General features: G+C 67.9%; 15 protein-coding genes and 3 pseudogenes. 14 read left to right on the forward strand and 4 right to left on the reverse strand.

Annotation, left to right across the window (positions count from 1 at the left end):
- The 3 genes from purU to E5206_RS09920 all read left to right on the forward strand — a co-directional run bounded on the left by purU (position 1) and on the right by E5206_RS09920 (position 2,101).
- Complete coding sequence (gene purU, locus E5206_RS09910) at positions 1–885, forward strand: formyltetrahydrofolate deformylase (RefSeq protein ID WP_136322337.1); 885 nt, start codon at positions 1–3, stop codon at positions 883–885.
- Positions 886–1,017: 132 nt separating this feature from the next.
- Entirely contained in the window at positions 1,018–1,866 is an 849-nt protein-coding gene (gene pdxS / locus E5206_RS09915) for a pyridoxal 5'-phosphate synthase lyase subunit PdxS (RefSeq protein WP_240690159.1), read from the forward strand.
- 25 nt (positions 1,867–1,891) lie between these two features.
- Positions 1,892–2,101: a hypothetical protein gene (locus E5206_RS09920; protein ID WP_136322339.1), complete on the forward strand. Its 210-nt coding sequence runs from the start codon at positions 1,892–1,894 to the stop codon at positions 2,099–2,101.
- Between the two features lie 195 nt (positions 2,102–2,296).
- On the opposite strand, the pseudogene E5206_RS19740 reads toward E5206_RS09920, so the two are convergent.
- Positions 2,297–2,577, reverse strand: a pseudogene (locus E5206_RS19740) (recombinase family protein); the annotation flags it as partial.
- 30 nt (positions 2,578–2,607) lie between these two features.
- Here E5206_RS19740 and E5206_RS19570 point away from each other — a divergent pair.
- From E5206_RS19570 to E5206_RS09945, 4 genes and pseudogenes are all read left to right on the forward strand, one after another.
- Positions 2,608–2,691: pseudogene (locus E5206_RS19570) on the forward strand (recombinase family protein); the annotation flags it as partial.
- Between the two features lie 318 nt (positions 2,692–3,009).
- Positions 3,010–3,438 (forward strand): hypothetical protein, encoded by a 429-nt coding sequence (locus E5206_RS19285; RefSeq protein ID WP_168709312.1) that lies wholly within the window; start codon positions 3,010–3,012, stop codon positions 3,436–3,438.
- A gap of 78 nt (positions 3,439–3,516) precedes the next feature.
- A pseudogene (locus tag E5206_RS09940) lies at positions 3,517–3,837 on the forward strand (ABC transporter); the annotation flags it as partial.
- Positions 3,834–5,468 (forward strand): GTPase, encoded by a 1,635-nt coding sequence (locus tag E5206_RS09945; protein ID WP_136322341.1) that lies wholly within the window; start codon positions 3,834–3,836, stop codon positions 5,466–5,468. The pseudogene E5206_RS09940 and the gene E5206_RS09945, both read left to right, overlap by 4 nt.
- 114 nt (positions 5,469–5,582) lie before the next feature.
- Here the strand turns inward: E5206_RS09945 and E5206_RS09950 are convergent, their stop codons facing one another.
- The gene (locus E5206_RS09950; protein WP_136322342.1) at positions 5,583–6,119 is read right to left on the reverse strand and encodes a DUF1697 domain-containing protein; all 537 of its coding nucleotides are present in this window, start codon (positions 6,117–6,119) and stop codon (positions 5,583–5,585) included.
- A gap of 17 nt (positions 6,120–6,136) precedes the next feature.
- Complete coding sequence (locus E5206_RS09955; protein ID WP_026266447.1) at positions 6,137–6,856, reverse strand: IclR family transcriptional regulator; 720 nt, start codon at positions 6,854–6,856, stop codon at positions 6,137–6,139.
- Between the two features lie 123 nt (positions 6,857–6,979).
- On the opposite strand from E5206_RS09955, the gene leuC reads away from it, so the two are divergent.
- From leuC to E5206_RS09985, 6 genes are all read left to right on the forward strand, one after another.
- Entirely contained in the window at positions 6,980–8,434 is a 1,455-nt protein-coding gene (gene leuC / locus E5206_RS09960; protein WP_136322343.1) for a 3-isopropylmalate dehydratase large subunit, read from the forward strand.
- A 26-nt stretch (positions 8,435–8,460) separates the two neighbouring features.
- Entirely contained in the window at positions 8,461–9,063 is a 603-nt protein-coding gene (leuD, locus tag E5206_RS09965; protein WP_136322344.1) for a 3-isopropylmalate dehydratase small subunit, read from the forward strand.
- Positions 9,064–9,195: 132 nt separating this feature from the next.
- Positions 9,196–10,521, forward strand: coding sequence for a UDP-N-acetylglucosamine 1-carboxyvinyltransferase (gene murA / locus E5206_RS09970; protein WP_136322345.1), 1,326 nt, complete (start codon positions 9,196–9,198; stop codon positions 10,519–10,521).
- Between the two features lie 10 nt (positions 10,522–10,531).
- The gene (locus E5206_RS09975) at positions 10,532–11,320 is read left to right on the forward strand and encodes a lysophospholipid acyltransferase family protein (RefSeq protein ID WP_136322346.1); all 789 of its coding nucleotides are present in this window, start codon (positions 10,532–10,534) and stop codon (positions 11,318–11,320) included.
- On the forward strand, positions 11,317–12,369 hold the full coding sequence (locus E5206_RS09980) for an NAD(P)H-dependent glycerol-3-phosphate dehydrogenase (RefSeq protein WP_136322347.1): 1,053 nt from the start codon (positions 11,317–11,319) through the stop codon (positions 12,367–12,369). Before E5206_RS09975 ends, E5206_RS09980 begins: the two co-directional genes overlap by 4 nt.
- Before the next feature lie 17 nt (positions 12,370–12,386).
- Positions 12,387–13,532, forward strand: a complete 1,146-nt coding sequence (locus E5206_RS09985; RefSeq protein WP_205760058.1) for a D-alanine--D-alanine ligase family protein — start codon at positions 12,387–12,389, stop codon at positions 13,530–13,532.
- 21 nt (positions 13,533–13,553) lie between these two features.
- On the opposite strand, the gene E5206_RS09990 is transcribed toward E5206_RS09985, so the two are convergent.
- Positions 13,554–14,054, reverse strand: coding sequence for a DUF3515 family protein (locus E5206_RS09990; RefSeq protein WP_136322348.1), 501 nt, complete (start codon positions 14,052–14,054; stop codon positions 13,554–13,556).
- Between the two features lie 130 nt (positions 14,055–14,184).
- Between E5206_RS09990 and E5206_RS09995 the strand changes: the two genes are divergently transcribed.
- Positions 14,185–15,210, forward strand: coding sequence for a thiamine-phosphate kinase (locus E5206_RS09995; RefSeq protein ID WP_136322349.1), 1,026 nt, complete (start codon positions 14,185–14,187; stop codon positions 15,208–15,210).

Genomic DNA, 15,210 nt, shown 5'->3' on the forward strand with positions numbered 1-15,210 from the left:
GTGGATACCTTCAATAGCAGCGCCGCTGAATACGTTCTGAGCCTTGATTGCCCGGAAACACGGGGAATCGTCCACGCCGTGTCCGGATTCCTGCTGGAACAGGGCTGCGACATCCTGGAGAGCAAGCAATTCGACTCCCAGCCGGACCGCCACTTCTTCATGCGGATCCATTTTGCTTCAGCCGGGGACTCCCGCGGCGGACCGGCCACCCTCGATTCGCTCCGGCGGGCCTTCGTGCCCGTGGTCGAAAAATTCGGCATGCACTGGCACCTTCGCGCACACGGGGAGAAACACCGGGTCCTGATCATGGTCTCCAAATTCGAGCACTGCCTCAACGACCTGCTGTTCCGCGCCCGCATCGGCGAACTGCCCATCGACATCGTCGGGGTCGTCTCGAACCATCCCGACCACCGGGGGATCGTCGAATGGCACGGCATCCCCTTCTTCCACGTGCCGGTCACGGCAGACACCAAGCCCGAGGCCGAGGCCCGCCTCCTGGAACTGGTGGACGAGTTCGATGTGGAGCTTGTGGTGTTGGCCCGTTACATGCAGGTCCTCAGCGACAACCTGACCCGCCGTCTGGATGGCCGCGCCATCAACATCCATCACTCCTTCCTGCCCAGCTTCAAAGGTGCGAAGCCCTACCACCAGGCGCACGCCCGCGGCGTGAAGACCGTCGGCGCCACCGCCCACTACGTCAACGCGGACCTCGACGAAGGGCCCATCATCTCCCAGCAGGTGGTGGAGGTGGACCACACCTACTCCGCCGAGGACCTTGTGGCCGCCGGACGCGACACCGAGCGCAAAGCACTCTCCAACGCTGTCCGCTGGCACTGCGAGGGACGCGTCTTCCTCCAAGGTAACCGGACCGTCGTACTGAAATAGCTTCGGATCCAACCAGGAGTCCGGCGGGAGCCGTGTCACCCCGGCGCTTGTCACCACCCACAACAACGAAAGAGACATCCAGTGAATCAGTCACTTCCCCGGGTCACGGGCAGCAGCCGCGTCAAGCGCGGCATGGCGGAGATGCTCAAGGGCGGCGTCATCATGGACGTCGTCAACGTCGAGCAGGCCCGCATCGCCGAGGATGCCGGTGCCGTGGCCGTCATGGCGCTGGAACGCGTTCCCGCCGATATCCGCGCCCAGGGCGGCGTGTCCCGCATGTCGGATCCGGACATGATCGATGCGATCATCGCCGCCGTCTCCGTCCCGGTCATGGCGAAGGCCCGGATCGGCCACTTCGTCGAGGCCCAGGTCCTGCAGTCCCTCGGCGTGGACTACATCGACGAGTCCGAGGTGCTGACCCCGGCCGACTACACCAACCACATCGACAAGTGGAACTTCACGGTTCCCTTCGTCTGTGGCGCCACCAACCTGGGTGAGGCGCTGCGCCGCATCAACGAGGGCGCGGCGATGATCCGCTCCAAGGGCGAGGCCGGCACCGGGGACGTCTCCAACGCCACCACCCACATGCGCCAGATCCGCGCGGAGATCAAGAAGCTTGCCGGCATGGCCGAGGATGAGCTCTACGTCGCCGCCAAGGAACTGCAGGCACCGTACGAACTGGTCAAGGAAGTTGCCGCCACCGGCAAGCTCCCCGTCGTCCTCTTCACCGCCGGCGGCATCGCCACCCCGGCCGACGCGGCGATGATGATGCAGCTTGGCGCCGACGGCGTGTTCGTCGGCTCGGGCATCTTCAAGTCCGGCAACCCGGCCCAGCGTGCCGCCGCCGTCGTGAAGGCCACCACCTTCTTCGACGACCCGGACGAGATCGCCAAGGCCTCCCGCGGTCTGGGCGAAGCGATGGTCGGCATCAACGTGGACGAAATCCCGCAGCCGCACCGCCTCGCCGAGCGCGGCTGGTAGCAACACCACTCTGAAAGGAACCGCCTTGATAATCCGCCATGACGACTGGTCCCGCCTGATCGGGGCAACAGTCGAAATCCGGCGCCAGGGAGACCCCGTCCGCACCGGCCGCGTTGACCACGCCACAAAAGACTCCAACATCCTCTGGCTCGCCCAGGAAGGTAACAACCCACGGAAAATGATCGACAAAGCCCAAGGCTACGAAGCATGGGCCGTCTCCGCGTTGATTCGCTGACTTTGGGCAAGCGCGGGAAAGCAGCGCATCCCTTCCCCGGATGAACGTCCGGCGCTAACCGCCGTCGTGCTTGCGTCAAGGATGCCGCGTGACCTGTTGCCTCTGCCTGGCTGTAACTTTAGTTGGAAATGGCGGTTCCCACGTTGCGGGATGGGTCTATCAGCGGGCGCGTCAACGTCGTCGGTGCCCAGACGTTTACCGGGACAGCAGCTTTTCGCCGTCCGGACGCAGTTCCCCGGTGGGTGATACGTGCCGGTACAGCGTTTGGCGGGTGATGCCCAGCTTCTGGCAGAGTTCGCTCACTTTTGTATTGGGCTTGCCCATGGAGGCCATGGCGAGCCGGAGTTTCGCCGGGGTCTCTTGTAGGGGCGTCCGCCGTTGCGGGCGCGGGCGGAGGCGAGGCCGGCGATAGTTCGTTCGGAGATGAGTTCGCGTTCGAACTCGGCGAGGGCAGCGAAGATCCCGAAGACCAGTTTGGGCCGGAAAGCAGGCTCCCTGCGTCCCAGCTGCAACGGGACGCGTTGGTCGCTGCCGGCGTACAGAAACGCGACGTCTTCGCCGACGTGACTTCCGGAAGCAAGACGGCCATCCGAGTTGCGTCCACTGACCTCGCTGCGCTCGGGCAGTACAAGCGCTTTTTTCTTTTCTTTTTTGCTGGTGTCCTGCGGATCGTACGTGCCCGCTCCACCGGTTCAACCGTCCTGCGGACGGCCGCGCACCGGATGCCTTGGGTCGGCGCTGCGCTTATTTCCTCCCACAATCCATCCGCTGCTTGCCCTTCGGGTTGCGCCGGCTCCGTCGGGCACAGCTACGCGATGCTCCGCCAGCAGGCAAAAAACATGGTGGGGGAGAGGGATAGCCGGTATGCCAGGCACCCGCCCCGCCCGAGCGAAACGGAGCATCACCTCATGAGCACACAAACCGTGACCCAGACAGCCACAGCCGACACGGCGGAACGGGTCACTGCCCCGGTTCTTCCCGCCGATGACAGGGCAGGGGACGGGTACGACTGGATGGACACCCTCGACGGCACCGCCTGGTCGGTCCTGCCGAACTGGGGCAGCGAAGGCTGGGACGCCGGATGCTGGCCCTACATCATCTTCGCCGTTGCCCGCAGCCGTGACGTGAGCGGGGAACTGTTCGGCTATGGAACCTGCGTCGAGGGTGACACCTCGACCTGCTGGTTCCGGTCCCAGGGCGCCTGCTTCGAAGCGATCACCGCCGAGGTTTTCCTCCATTGGGCCTCCGGCCGGTCCGACGGCCCGGACAGCCTCCCCGCCACAGCCGCGGAACTGCCTGACCAGGACCGCAGGCCGTATCCGGGCTGGACCAGCTAAAAGCCCTTGGTGTCCCGGCCAGCGCTGGCCGGGACACAGGAGCGGCACACAGATACCCGTTGACAACATCATTGAGATTCCTTCGGGATCAACGGCCTGGGCGCCACCCTCATGATTGTGATGTTCTCGATGACGGCCGGGCTCACGGGCCTCGAAATCGGCGTCGCGGGCGGGACCGCCGTCGTGGGGCAGCGGCTCCTCGATGCGGTGTTCGGCGAGGATGCCGTGCGCCGCCTGGCCAGGACCGCGCGGGAAGACCTGCACACCCGCTGCCAGGGCCTGCTCAGGGCCGAGCAGCAGCAGCGTTTCCTGGCCCGGCTCGACCGCTCCGGGGGCGTGCCGCCGGATGTGCTCGCGGCGCACGCCACGGCGCTGCGCCGGCTGGCGGCATCCGCGTGAACCGCCACGCAGCGGCCCGCGAAGCCTCGGCGCTGCACCGCGGGCTGGAAGCCCTCAACGACGCGCGGGAACTTTCCGCCGGTGCCCTGCCGCAGGAAGTCCTCGACGAGGTGCTGCAGGTACTGGACCGTGCCGGCTCGCGGCGCTCGCTCTCAGCCGACCACACCGTGGTGGGCTTCTTTGGCGCCACGGGCAGCGGCAAGTCCTCCCTGTTCAACGCCGTCAGCGGGGCGGAAATCGCGACGGCGGCCGCCCGGCGCCCGACCACCTCGGAACCGCTGGCCGGCATCTGGGGCGCCGACGGCAGCGCGGAGCTGCTGGACTGGCTGGAGGTCCGGAACCGCCACCACGCAGCCCCGGTCCCCGGCTTCGCCGACGAGGGCACCGGCCTGATCCTGCTGGACCTGCCGGACTTCGACTCGACGCGGTCGGCCAACCGGGAGACCGTGCAGCGGATGGTCGGGCTCGTGGACGTGCTCGTCTGGGTGCTGGATCCGCAGAAATATGCCGATGCGGCCGTGCACAACGACTTCCTGGCGCCCCTCGCCTCCCATGGAGCCGTCACCCTGGTGGTGCTGAACCAGCTCGACCGGCTGCCCCATCACGAGGTCCGGCCCGTGCTGGACTCGTTGAGGGGCATCCTGGCGCGCGACGGACTGGGCCAGGTGCAGGTCCTGGGCGCCTCCGCCGTGGTCGGAACGGGGGGGGACAAGGTCCGCGCCGCCATCCGCCAGGCGGCGATGCAGCGGCAGGCCGTCTCCCGGAGGCTGGCCGCGGATGTCACCAGGGCGGCCGCCCGGCTCGCCGAGGCCTCGGGGGCCGGCGAGGCGGCCGGAGCCAGCGCCGCCCACAAGTCCAGGCTGGCCGAGGAACTGGCGGCGGCCGCCAATGTACCGCTCGTCGTCGATGCCGTGGTCCACTCCTACCGGCAGGAAGCCACCCGCCGCGCCGGCTGGCCCGCGACCCGCTGGCTGGTCCGGTTCCGGCCGGATCCGTTGCGTCGGCTGAACCTGCACAGGGACGGTGCCAGGCCGGAACTGAACCTCCTGCCGCCCGCCGGCGCGCCGGAACGGGCCAGGACCGATGCCGCCGTCCGGGAATTCGCGGAGGCGGCGTCCGCCGGCGCTCCGGGCCCCTGGCGCGCCGTCATCCGCGGCGCCGCCCGCGAAGGCCGGGGCAGGCTCCCGGACGCGCTGGACCAGGCGATTGCGGCAACGGATTTGAAAGCCGGCAGGACGTCCTGGTGGTGGGCGGTGTTCAACGTCATCCAGTGGCTGGCGCTGCTGACGGCCCTCGGAGGATTCGGATGGCTCGGTGTGCTGGCGGCACTGGGCTACCTGCAACTGCCCGTCCCCGAGGTGCCGCGGGTGCAGGGCTGGCCTATCCCCACCGTCATGATCGCCGGGGGGAGTGCTGTTGGGCATTGTCCTGGCGGTCGCGGCGAAGTTCATTGCCGGCGCCGCGGCACGCTCCCGCGGCACGCTCCCGCGGCACGCTCCCGCGGGGCGGCGGCCCGGAAACGGCTCAAGTCCGCCATCGCCGGCGTGGCCGCGGAGCTCGTGGTGGAGCCGGTGGAGCTTGAGGTCAGCCGCCTGGAGTCCTTCAACCGGGCCCTGGCCGCGGCGCGATAGGGGCCGGCCCGCCCACAGCACATGCCCCACGCAGGGGCCGGCGCAAGGACATATTCCGGTTATGCCCGGTCCCCGGCGCGAGGACTGGGCATGTCCCCCTGCGCGGCGGCCGGCTTACAGCAACGCCGCGGCGTCGCGGACCTTGATCATGGTGCGCAGGTTCCGGGTGGTGGTGGCCGCCTTGTACTTCGGCTTCGAAGAGATTTTGCTGAACGGGCTGTCCAGCGTTCCGCCGACGGGTGCCAGCCAGGCCATGGCTTCGGGGCCGAGGAGGGTCAGCTCCGTTCCGTCCAGCGCGCATCCGGCCTCGAAGAGCGCCGTGAGCACGGCCGGGTCCGAGGCGAGGGTCAGGTAGGTGTGCGTGGTGGCATCATCGGGCGGGTATGGGCAGGCGGCCACAAGTTCGGCCACGCGGCCGGCAGCCAGCACCACCACCCAGGCGTCGTAGCCGAAGGTTTCCCGGAGGCACGCCTCGAATTCCTTCTTGACGCCGGCCGGATCCAGCCCGCTTGAGAGCACAACGTTGCCGCTGGCCAGCAGGGTCTTCACGCCGGAAAATGGCCGGGACGCCAGGGCTTGCTTCAGTTCGGCCATCTTGATGGTGATGCCGCCGACGTTGACCCCGCGCAGAAATACCGCATAACCGCTCATGCGGACAGCCTATGCCGCTAGTCGTTGGTCTTGCGCAGCGCCTCGGTCAGGACCCGGCCGGCGTTGCAGACCACCTCGGCGTGCAGGCGGCCCGGCTGGCGGGTCAGCCGTTCGATCGGACCCGAGATCGACACGGCGGCGATCACGCGGCCGGACGGGCCGCGGACGGGGGCCGAAACGGAGGCGACCCCTGGCTCACGTTCACCGAGGCTCTGGCCCCAGCCCCGGCGTCGGACTCCGGCCAGGACGGTGGGGGTGAAGCGGGCGGACTGCAGCCCCTCGAGGAGCCGGTCGTGGTCCTCCCAGGCCAACAGCACCTGGGCGGCGGAGCCGGCCTTCATGGACAGCTGGGTGCCGACCGGGATGGTGTCACGCAGCCCGATCGGGCGTTCGGCGGAGGCGACGCAGACCCGCCAGTCGCCCTGGCGGCGGAAGATCTGGGCGCTCTCGCCGGTGGCGTCACGCAGCTGCATGAGCACGGGCCCGGCGGAGGCGATCAGCCGGTCCTCGCCGGCGGCCGAGGCCAGCTCCACAAGGCGGCTGCCGAGCACGAACCGGCCCTGGATATCCCGGCTGACCAGCCGGTGGTGGACCAGCGCCAGCGCCAGCCGGTGTACGGTGGGCCGCGCCAGCCCCGTGGCAGCAACCAGCTGCGCGAGGGTGGTGGGGCCGGCCTCAAGTGCGTCAAGCACATGGGCCGCTTTATCGATGACACCGACTCCACTAGAATTGTCCATGTAATGATATTGCCGTCTCATTATCTGAGATGCAAATCATTTCGCTGGCGCATTCAGCGGGAGTGCTGATTCAGTGGAGACAACAGTCCGCAGGAACAAGTACAGCAGTGAAGGGAGCAGGCCGTGGCAAAGACACTGGCCGAGAAGGTCTGGGACGCGCACGTGGTGCGCAAGGGCGAAGGCGAAGGAGCCAACGCCCAGCCGGACCTCCTCTACATCGACCTTCACCTGGTGCACGAGGTTACCTCCCCGCAGGCCTTCGAAGGCCTGCGCCTGGCCGGCCGCAAGCTGCGCCGGCCGGACCTCACCATCGCCACCGAAGACCACAACACGCCCACGCTTGACATCGACAAGCCAATCGCCGATCTGACCAGCCGCACCCAGATCCAGACGCTGCGCAACAACTGCCAGGAGTTCGGCGTCCGGCTGCACTCCCTCGGCGATGCCGAGCAGGGGATCGTCCACGTGGTCGGCCCGCAGCTGGGCCTCACCCAGCCCGGCATGACCGTGGTCTGCGGCGACTCGCACACTTCCACGCACGGAGCCTTCGGTGCCCTCGCGATGGGCATCGGAACCTCCGAGGTGGAGCACGTCATGGCCACCCAGACGCTGTCCCTGAAACCGTTCAAGACCATGGCCATCAACGTCGAGGGCACCCTGCGCCCCGGCGTTTCCGCCAAGGACATCATCCTGGCCGTCATCGCCAAGATCGGCACCGGCGGCGGCCAGGGCTACGTGCTCGAATACCGCGGCTCCGCGATCCGCGCGCTGTCCATGGAAGCCCGGATGACCATCTGCAACATGTCCATCGAGGCCGGCGCGCGTGCCGGCCTGGTTGCCCCGGACCAGACCACGTACGACTACATGTACGGCCGGCCGCACGCGCCGCAGGGCGCGGAGTGGGACGCCGCCGTCGAATACTGGAACACGCTGCTCACCGACGAGGACGCCACGTTCGACGTCGAGGTGGACCTCGACGCCGACACGCTGGAACCCTTCGTGACCTGGGGGACCAACCCGGGCCAGGGTGTATCGCTGTCCGCCACGGTTCCCTCGCCCGAAGACTTCGGCGACGAGAATGCCAAGGCCGCGGCCGAGCGCGCCCTGCAATACATGGGCCTCGAGGCCGGCACGCCGATGAAGGACATCCGGGTGGACACCGTCTTCCTGGGGTCCTGCACCAACTCCCGGATGGAGGACCTCCGGGCCGCCGCGGACATCATCCGCGGACGCCGCAAGGACCCGAACGTCCGGATGCTTGTGGTTCCCGGATCCGCCCGCGTGCGCCTCGAGGCAGAAGCCGAGGGACTGGACAAGGTCTTCAAGGACTTCGGGGCTGAATGGCGCTTCGCCGGCTGCTCCATGTGCCTGGGCATGAACCCGGACCAGCTGGAACCGGGGGAGCGCTGCGCCTCCACGTCCAACCGCAACTTCGAGGGACGCCAGGGCAAGGGCGGCCGCACGCACCTGGTCTCGCCCGTGGTCGCCGCCGCCACCGCCGTGCGCGGCACCCTGAGCTCGCCGTCGGACCTGGAGCCCGCTCCGGAGTCCGCCGCCATCCGCATCGACGCAGCGTAACTGCCCACAGCCTAGAAGGATCCGCCATGGAAAAGTTCACCACCCACACCGGAATCGGCGTCCCGCTGCGTCAGAGCAACGTCGACACCGACCAGATCATCCCCGCTGTCTACCTCAAGCGCATCACCCGGACGGGCTTCGAAGACGCCCTGTTCGCGGCCTGGCGCAAGGACCCGGCGTTCATCCTGAACCAGGAACCCTTCAATGCCGGCTCCGTGCTCGTCGCCGGCCCCGACTTCGGCACCGGATCATCCCGCGAACACGCCGTCTGGGCACTCAAGGACTACGGCTTCAAGACCGTACTGTCCTCGCGCTTCGCGGACATCTTCCGCGGCAACTCCGGCAAACAGGGGCTGCTGGCTGCCGAACTGGCCCAGGACGACATTGAACTCATCTGGAAAGAGCTGGAAAACGCCCCCGGTACCGCGGTCACGGTGGACCTTGTCTCCAAGACGGTCCGGTGCGGCAACCTCGTGGCGCCGTTCGAGATCGATGACTACACCCGCTGGCGCCTGCTGGAGGGCCTCGACGACATCGGACTGACCCTCAAGCACGAGGAAGACATCACCGCCTTTGAGGCCACCAGGGCCGCCTTCAAGCCCACGACGCTGCCCGCCCGGCTGTCCTGAAACTCCTCCCGCCCAGGTCCGCTCCTGCACGCCCCCAAGCACCCCGTATTTCAGATCGGTAACGCTAGCTCCTATGCTTAGCTGGAGCCTTTGTAAGGATTTGGGGGCGAGTCGTCGTGAGGAAACCGGTATATGAGTAGTGTTCTGACAATCCGCGGAGGTGTCCCGCTGACTGGCCGTGTCACCGTCCGCGGAGCCAAGAATCTTGTCCCCAAGGCTATGGTTGCCGCCCTGCTGGGCAACGAGCCCTCGGTGCTCCGCAACGTCCCCGAAATCAAGGACGTCGAGGTTGTCACCAGCCTGCTCCAGATCCACGGTGTCACCGTGGACAAGGACCCCGTCACGGGGGACCTCACCCTCGATCCGACGGGCGCCAGGACTGCCTCCAGCACGGCCATCGATGCCCACGCCGGCGATTCCCGCATCCCGATCCTGCTGTGCGGACCGTTGATCCACGCCATCGGTGAGGCCTTCATCCCGGACCTCGGCGGCTGCAAAATCGGCGACCGGCCGATCGATTACCACCTCAACGTCCTTCGCCAGTTCGGCGCCGTCGTGGAAAAGCGCCCCGGCGGCATCCACATCTCCGCACCCAACGGGCTCAAGGGCGCCAAGATCGCTCTGCCGTATCCGTCCGTCGGCGCGACGGAGCAGGTGCTGCTGAGCGCCACCCGGGCCGAGGGCATCACCGAGCTCTCCGGCGCGGCGACCGAACCGGAAATCGTCGACCTGATTGCCGTGCTGCAGAAGATGGGCGCGATCATCAGCGTCCAGACCGACCGCACCATCAGGATCGAAGGCGTCCAGGACCTCGGCGGCTACAACCACCGCGCCCTCTCCGACCGCAACGAATCGGCCTCCTGGGCCTCCGCTGCGCTGGTCACCCGCGGTGACATCTTCGTGGAGGGCGCCACCCAGCGCGACATGATGACGTTCCTGAACACCTACCGCAAGGTCGGCGGCGGCATGGACATCGGCGACGACGGCATCCGCTTCTACCACCGCGGCGGCAAGCTCAATCCGCTGGTCCTCGAAACGGACGTCCACCCCGGGTTCATGACGGACTGGCAGCAGCCGCTGATCGTCGCCCTGACCCAGGCCGAGGGTGTCTCGATCGTCCACGAGACCGTCTACGAGAACCGCTTCGGCTTCACCGAGGCCCTGATCCGGATGGGCGCCAACATCCAGGTCCACCGCGAATGCCTCGGCAGCGTGCCCTGCCGCTTTGGCCAGCGCAACTTCCTGCATTCGGCCGTGATCTCCGGGCCGATGCAGCTCAAGGGCACCGACATCGACGTGCCCGACCTGCGCGGCGGCTTCAGCCACCTGATCGCGGCACTCGCCGCCACCGGCACCTCACGGGTGACCGGAATCGACATCATCAACCGCGGCTATGAGCGCTTCACGGAGAAGCTCGCGGGCCTGGGCGCCGATTTCGACATCACTTCGGCCAAGTAGCGGGGACCTTGTGAAGGAAACGGCCACAAGCCACATTGCTTTTGTCATTGCCGCCGGCATCGTCCGGCCGGTGATGAACCTGCTGATGAACAAGAAGTGGGAAGGCCTCGAGAAGCTCCCGGCGGGAGGCTTCATCGCCGTACCCAACCACTGCACCGAGATCGACCCGTTGGTGGTGGGACACCTGCTCTACAACCAGAAGCGGATGCCGCACTTCCTGGCCAAGGCCGGACTCTTCAAGGTGCCGGTCCTCGGGGCCGTGCTGCGCGCCACCAAGCAGATCCCGGTGGAACGCTCCTCGGGGGGCGCCAACCGTTCGCTGCAGCTCGCCAAGCAAGTGGTGGATGAGGGTGGTGCCATCGTCATCTATCCCGAGGGGACGCTGACCCGGGACCCGGAGCTGTGGCCGATGAAAGGCCACACCGGCGCCGCCCGGATGGCACTCGAGAGCGGCATCCCCGTGGTCCCGATGGCCCACTGGGGAGCCCACGAGGTGCTGCCCCGCTACGCCAAACGGCTCCACGCCTTCCCGCGCAAGACCTCCCGCGTGATCGTGGGAGCCCCGGTCGACCTCAGTGCCTTTGCCGGCCGCCCGCTGGACAAGGCGACGCTTACCGAGGCCACCAACGTCATCATGGACGCCATCACCGGTCTGCTCGCAACCTTGCGCGGCGAACAGCCGCCGGCGGTCCGCTGGGATCCCGCGGCCCACAACCAGTCCACGCATGGCCGCTTCATCGAACGCGACGGCGGTCCCGCCGCTGGCGACAACGGAGCCGGCGTTGAGGACGCCACATGACGCCGGACTTCGGCGGTTCCGGATCGGCTGCCACGGTTGCCGTCCTCGGAGCAGGATCCTGGGGGACGACCTTCGCGAAGATCCTCGCCGATGCGGCGATCGCGTCCGGGGTCGAGCGGAGCATCCGGCTCTGGGGCCGCCGTCGGGAAGTCGTGGAGCAGATCAACACACTGCACCGGAACGAGCAGTACCTCAAGGACGTTGCCCTCCCGGCCAGCATCACCGCCTCGATGGACGTCGCTGGAGTCTTCGCCGGGGCCGAGCTGGTGGTGCTGGCCGTCCCGGCGCAGACCCTGCGGCCGCAGCTGCGCGAATGGAAGCACCTTCTGGCCCCGGGCGCCCTCGTGGTGTCCCTCATGAAAGGCCTCGAGCTGCACTCCGACTCCCGGATGAGCGAAGTCATCTGCGCGGAGCTGGGGATTCCGGCAAGCCGTGTGGCCGTGGTCTCAGGGCCCAACCTGGCCATGGAGATCGCCCGCGAGGAACCGACCGCCTCCGTGGTGGCGTGCGCCGACTCCGCGGCCGCGGGCTGGATCGCCCGCAGCTGCACCGCACCCTACTTCCGCCCGTACACCACCACCGATGTGGTCGGCGTCGAAATCGGCGGCATCGTCAAGAACATCATTGCACTGGCCGTCGGCATCTGCGAGGGAAAGCAGATGGGCGACAACACCAAGGCCTCCGTCATCACCCGCGGTCTGGCCGAGACCTCGCGGCTGTCCCTCGCCCTAGGCGGCGAGGCGCGGACAATGGCGGGACTTGCCGGCCTCGGGGACCTCGTGGCGACATGCTCCTCGCCGCTGTCCAGGAACCACACGGCCGGACGGCTGCTGGGCAAGGGACTGACCCTCGACCAGGTCAGCGCGGAAATGACGCAGACGGCCGAGGGGATTAAATCGGCCCCGGCCGTGCACGAGCTGGCCGGAAAACTCGGCGTCGAAATGCCCATCACCGCGGCCGTCGTCGCCGTGCTGGCCGGAAAACTGTCCGTAGACGAACTGGGACCGCTGCTGTTGTCCCGGGACTTGAAACCTGAAGGCGATTACTGAGAGTGTCAGAAAATTACGTGACCACGAACGTGACCACAGAGGGCCGCTCCGGCCAGTCCAGGCCCCGGGTGGCGGTGCTCTTCGGCGGCCGCTCCAGCGAACACGCCGTCAGCTGCGTCACCGCGGCCGGTGTGCTCGGGGCGATCGACAGGGACAAGTACGAGGTGATCCCCATCGGCATCGCCAAGACCGGCCAATGGGTGCTGGCCTCCGGCGACACCCGCGACTGGTCCCTCTCCGCCTCCTCGCTGCCCGAGGTGGAATCCTCGGCGCAGACCGTCACCCTTGCCGAAATCGGCGGCGAACACCAGCTGATCGTGGCCTCGCCGAACGAGGTCCCGCTGGAACTCGGCGCCGTCGACGTTGTCTTCCCGCTGCTGCACGGGCCGTTCGGCGAGGACGGGACCATCCAGGGCTTCCTGGAGCTCTCCGACACCCGCTACGTCGGTGCCGGCGTGCTGGCCTCCGCCGTCGGTATGGACAAGCACTTCATGAAGGTTGTCTTTGAATCCGCCGGGCTCCACGTGGGGCCGTACATCGCCGTGACGGACCGGCAGTGGCTCAATGATCCTGAGACCGTCCGCAAGCGTGTGGACCGGCTCGGCTTCCCCGTGTTCGTGAAGCCGGCCCGGGCCGGATCTTCCATGGGCATCTCCAAGGTCGACTCCATGGAGGGCCTGGACGGCGCGATCGAGGCTGCCCGCCAGCACGATCCCAAGCTGGTCATCGAGGCCGGCATCACGGGCCGCGAGATTGAATGCGCCGTGCTGGAAGGCCGGGGGACCGACGCTCCCCGGACCTCCATGCCGGGCGAGATCTCCGTGGCCGGCCGAGGGCACGAGTTCTACGACTTCAACGCCAAGTACGTGGAGGACAACGCCGCCGCGCTCAGCTGCCCGGCCGACCTCCCCGAGGAAGCCATCGCCCGGGTCCGCGAACTGGCCGCCGTCGCGTTCGACGCCGTCGGTGCCGAGGGCCTGAGCCGGGTCGACTTCTTCTACACACCCGGGGGAGAGCTGATCATCAACGAGATCAACACGATGCCCGGGTTCACACCGAAGAGCATGTACCCGCAGATGTGGAAGGCCTCAGGGCTGGGCTACCCGGAGCTGATCGACGAGCTCATCTACCTCGCGCTGCACCGCAAGACCGGGCTGCGGTAGGGCGTACCGACGCCCCGGACGCTACTTGGTGGAGGGCAGGTTCTGCAGGTCTTCCTGGCCCACGCAGTTCCGGGTTGCCTTGATCTTCTGGGCGGAGACGGCGAGGTCTGCCAGCACGGTGGCGGAACTGATCTTGTCCGGATCCATCAGGATCTCCGTGGCCGGTTCGCGCCCGTAGGTGGTCAGCGTCCACACCGGGTCGCCTTCCTTGATGACCCAGTCGACGCCGTTCACCGTGACGCAGCGGTCGGTGGTGGGCCCGGGGACGTTGACGCCGCAGCGCAGGACCACGAGCGAGGGGTCACCCCACGCCGACGTCGCCTGGCTGTTGGTCTTCCGCAGCCTGGCCTCGCCGATCACGTCAGGCAAGGCCAGCATCATCGGCGCGCAGGCAGCATTCGCCGCATCCTTCGCCGGGGCCACATCCACGACCGGCGAGCAACCGCTCAGCACCAGCCCGGCGGCGGCTGCAGCCAGGATCAGGAGCGGACGGACGGAACCCTGGGTGCGGAGCTGGTGCATTCCTTAAGCCTATCCCGGCGACAGGGCGCCTCCGGACGCCGCGACCGGCACCGGAGACCGCGTTGTCGCCCCCTCGCGGTAGCGTTGGACTGTGCCTGAAACTGCTGTGCCTGACGCCCCCCTAAACAATATGATCGAAAAACCCCTGACCGTAGCCGGGCTCTCCGAGTCCGGGCTCCTTGAACGGATCTTCCCCCGCCTCAACCGCGCCTCCGACGGCAACAGGACTGTGCTGCTGGGCCCCGGTGACGACGCCGCCATCGTGGCTGCCCCGGATGGCCGGACGGTGCTCAGCATCGACACCCAGGTGGCGGACCAGGACTTCCGGCTCCAGTGGAACAACGGCTACCGGACGTCCGGGTACGACGTCGGCTGGAAGGCCGCGGCGCAGAACCTGAGTGACATCAACGCCATGGGCGCCCGCGCCACCTCCATGGTCGTGAGCCTGACCATGCCGCCGGAGACCCCCGTCTCCTGGGTGGAGGATTTCGCGGACGGACTCACCGCCGGAATCCGCGGACTTGGCGCACCGGACTGCGCGGTGGCCGGCGGGGACCTCGGCCGGGGGCGCGAACTCGCCGTCACCGTTGCCGTCCTCGGGACCCTCGACGGCAAGGAGCCGGTGCTGCGCTCCGGCGCCCGCCCGGGGGATACCCTGGCCCTGGCCGGCACCGTCGGCCGCGCCGCCGCCGGGCTCGCCCTGCTGGAGTCGGCCACCAGCGTCGACACCCTGGGTGCGGAGCTGCGCGGGCTGATGGACACCCAATGCAGGCCGCAGCCGCCGCTCGCTGCCGGGCCGCTGGCCAGGGACGCCGGCGCCACGGCCATGATGGACATCTCCGACGGCCTGGTCCGGGACGGCAACCGGCTTGCCGCGGCGAGCCACGCCGTGCTCAACCTGGACACCGCCGCCCTGAAGGAACTCGCCGTCCCGCTCCGGCCGGCCTCGGACCTGCTGGGAACCGACCCGATGGCATGGGTCCTCGGCGGCGGCGAAGACCACGGCCTGCTCGCCACATTCCCGGCAGACGTTCAGCTACCTCCCGGTTTCACTGCGATAGGCTCGGTAGAAGCCCCTGCAGCAACGGAAAGCACGGGCGTCAAGATAGCGGGCAGGCCCGCTGACACTGTGGGATGGGATCACTTTGCAGACTAA

It is taken from the genome of Arthrobacter sp. PAMC25564 (assembly GCF_004798705.1).
Taxonomy (GTDB): Bacteria; Actinomycetota; Actinomycetes; order Actinomycetales; family Micrococcaceae; genus Arthrobacter.

What these genes read in the sequence shown, in the direction of transcription:
- pdxS (WP_240690159.1), top strand. Translation starts at nt 1,018, where the DNA reads ATGGCGGAGATGCTCAAGGGCGGCGTCATCATGGACGTCGTCAACGTC.
- E5206_RS09980 (WP_136322347.1), top strand. Translation starts at nt 11,317, where the DNA reads ATGACGCCGGACTTCGGCGGTTCCGGATCGGCTGCCACGGTTGCCGTC.
- leuD (WP_136322344.1), top strand. Translation starts at nt 8,461, where the DNA reads ATGGAAAAGTTCACCACCCACACCGGAATCGGCGTCCCGCTGCGTCAG.
- E5206_RS09955 (WP_026266447.1), bottom strand. Translation starts at nt 6,856, where the DNA reads ATGGACAATTCTAGTGGAGTCGGTGTCATCGATAAAGCGGCCCATGTG.
- E5206_RS09950 (WP_136322342.1), bottom strand. Translation starts at nt 6,119, where the DNA reads ATGAGCGGTTATGCGGTATTTCTGCGCGGGGTCAACGTCGGCGGCATC.
- E5206_RS09990 (WP_136322348.1), bottom strand. Translation starts at nt 14,054, where the DNA reads ATGCACCAGCTCCGCACCCAGGGTTCCGTCCGTCCGCTCCTGATCCTG.
- E5206_RS09995 (WP_136322349.1), top strand. Translation starts at nt 14,185, where the DNA reads ATGATCGAAAAACCCCTGACCGTAGCCGGGCTCTCCGAGTCCGGGCTC.
- murA (WP_136322345.1), top strand. Translation starts at nt 9,196, where the DNA reads ATGAGTAGTGTTCTGACAATCCGCGGAGGTGTCCCGCTGACTGGCCGT.
- E5206_RS19285 (WP_168709312.1), top strand. Translation starts at nt 3,010, where the DNA reads ATGAGCACACAAACCGTGACCCAGACAGCCACAGCCGACACGGCGGAA.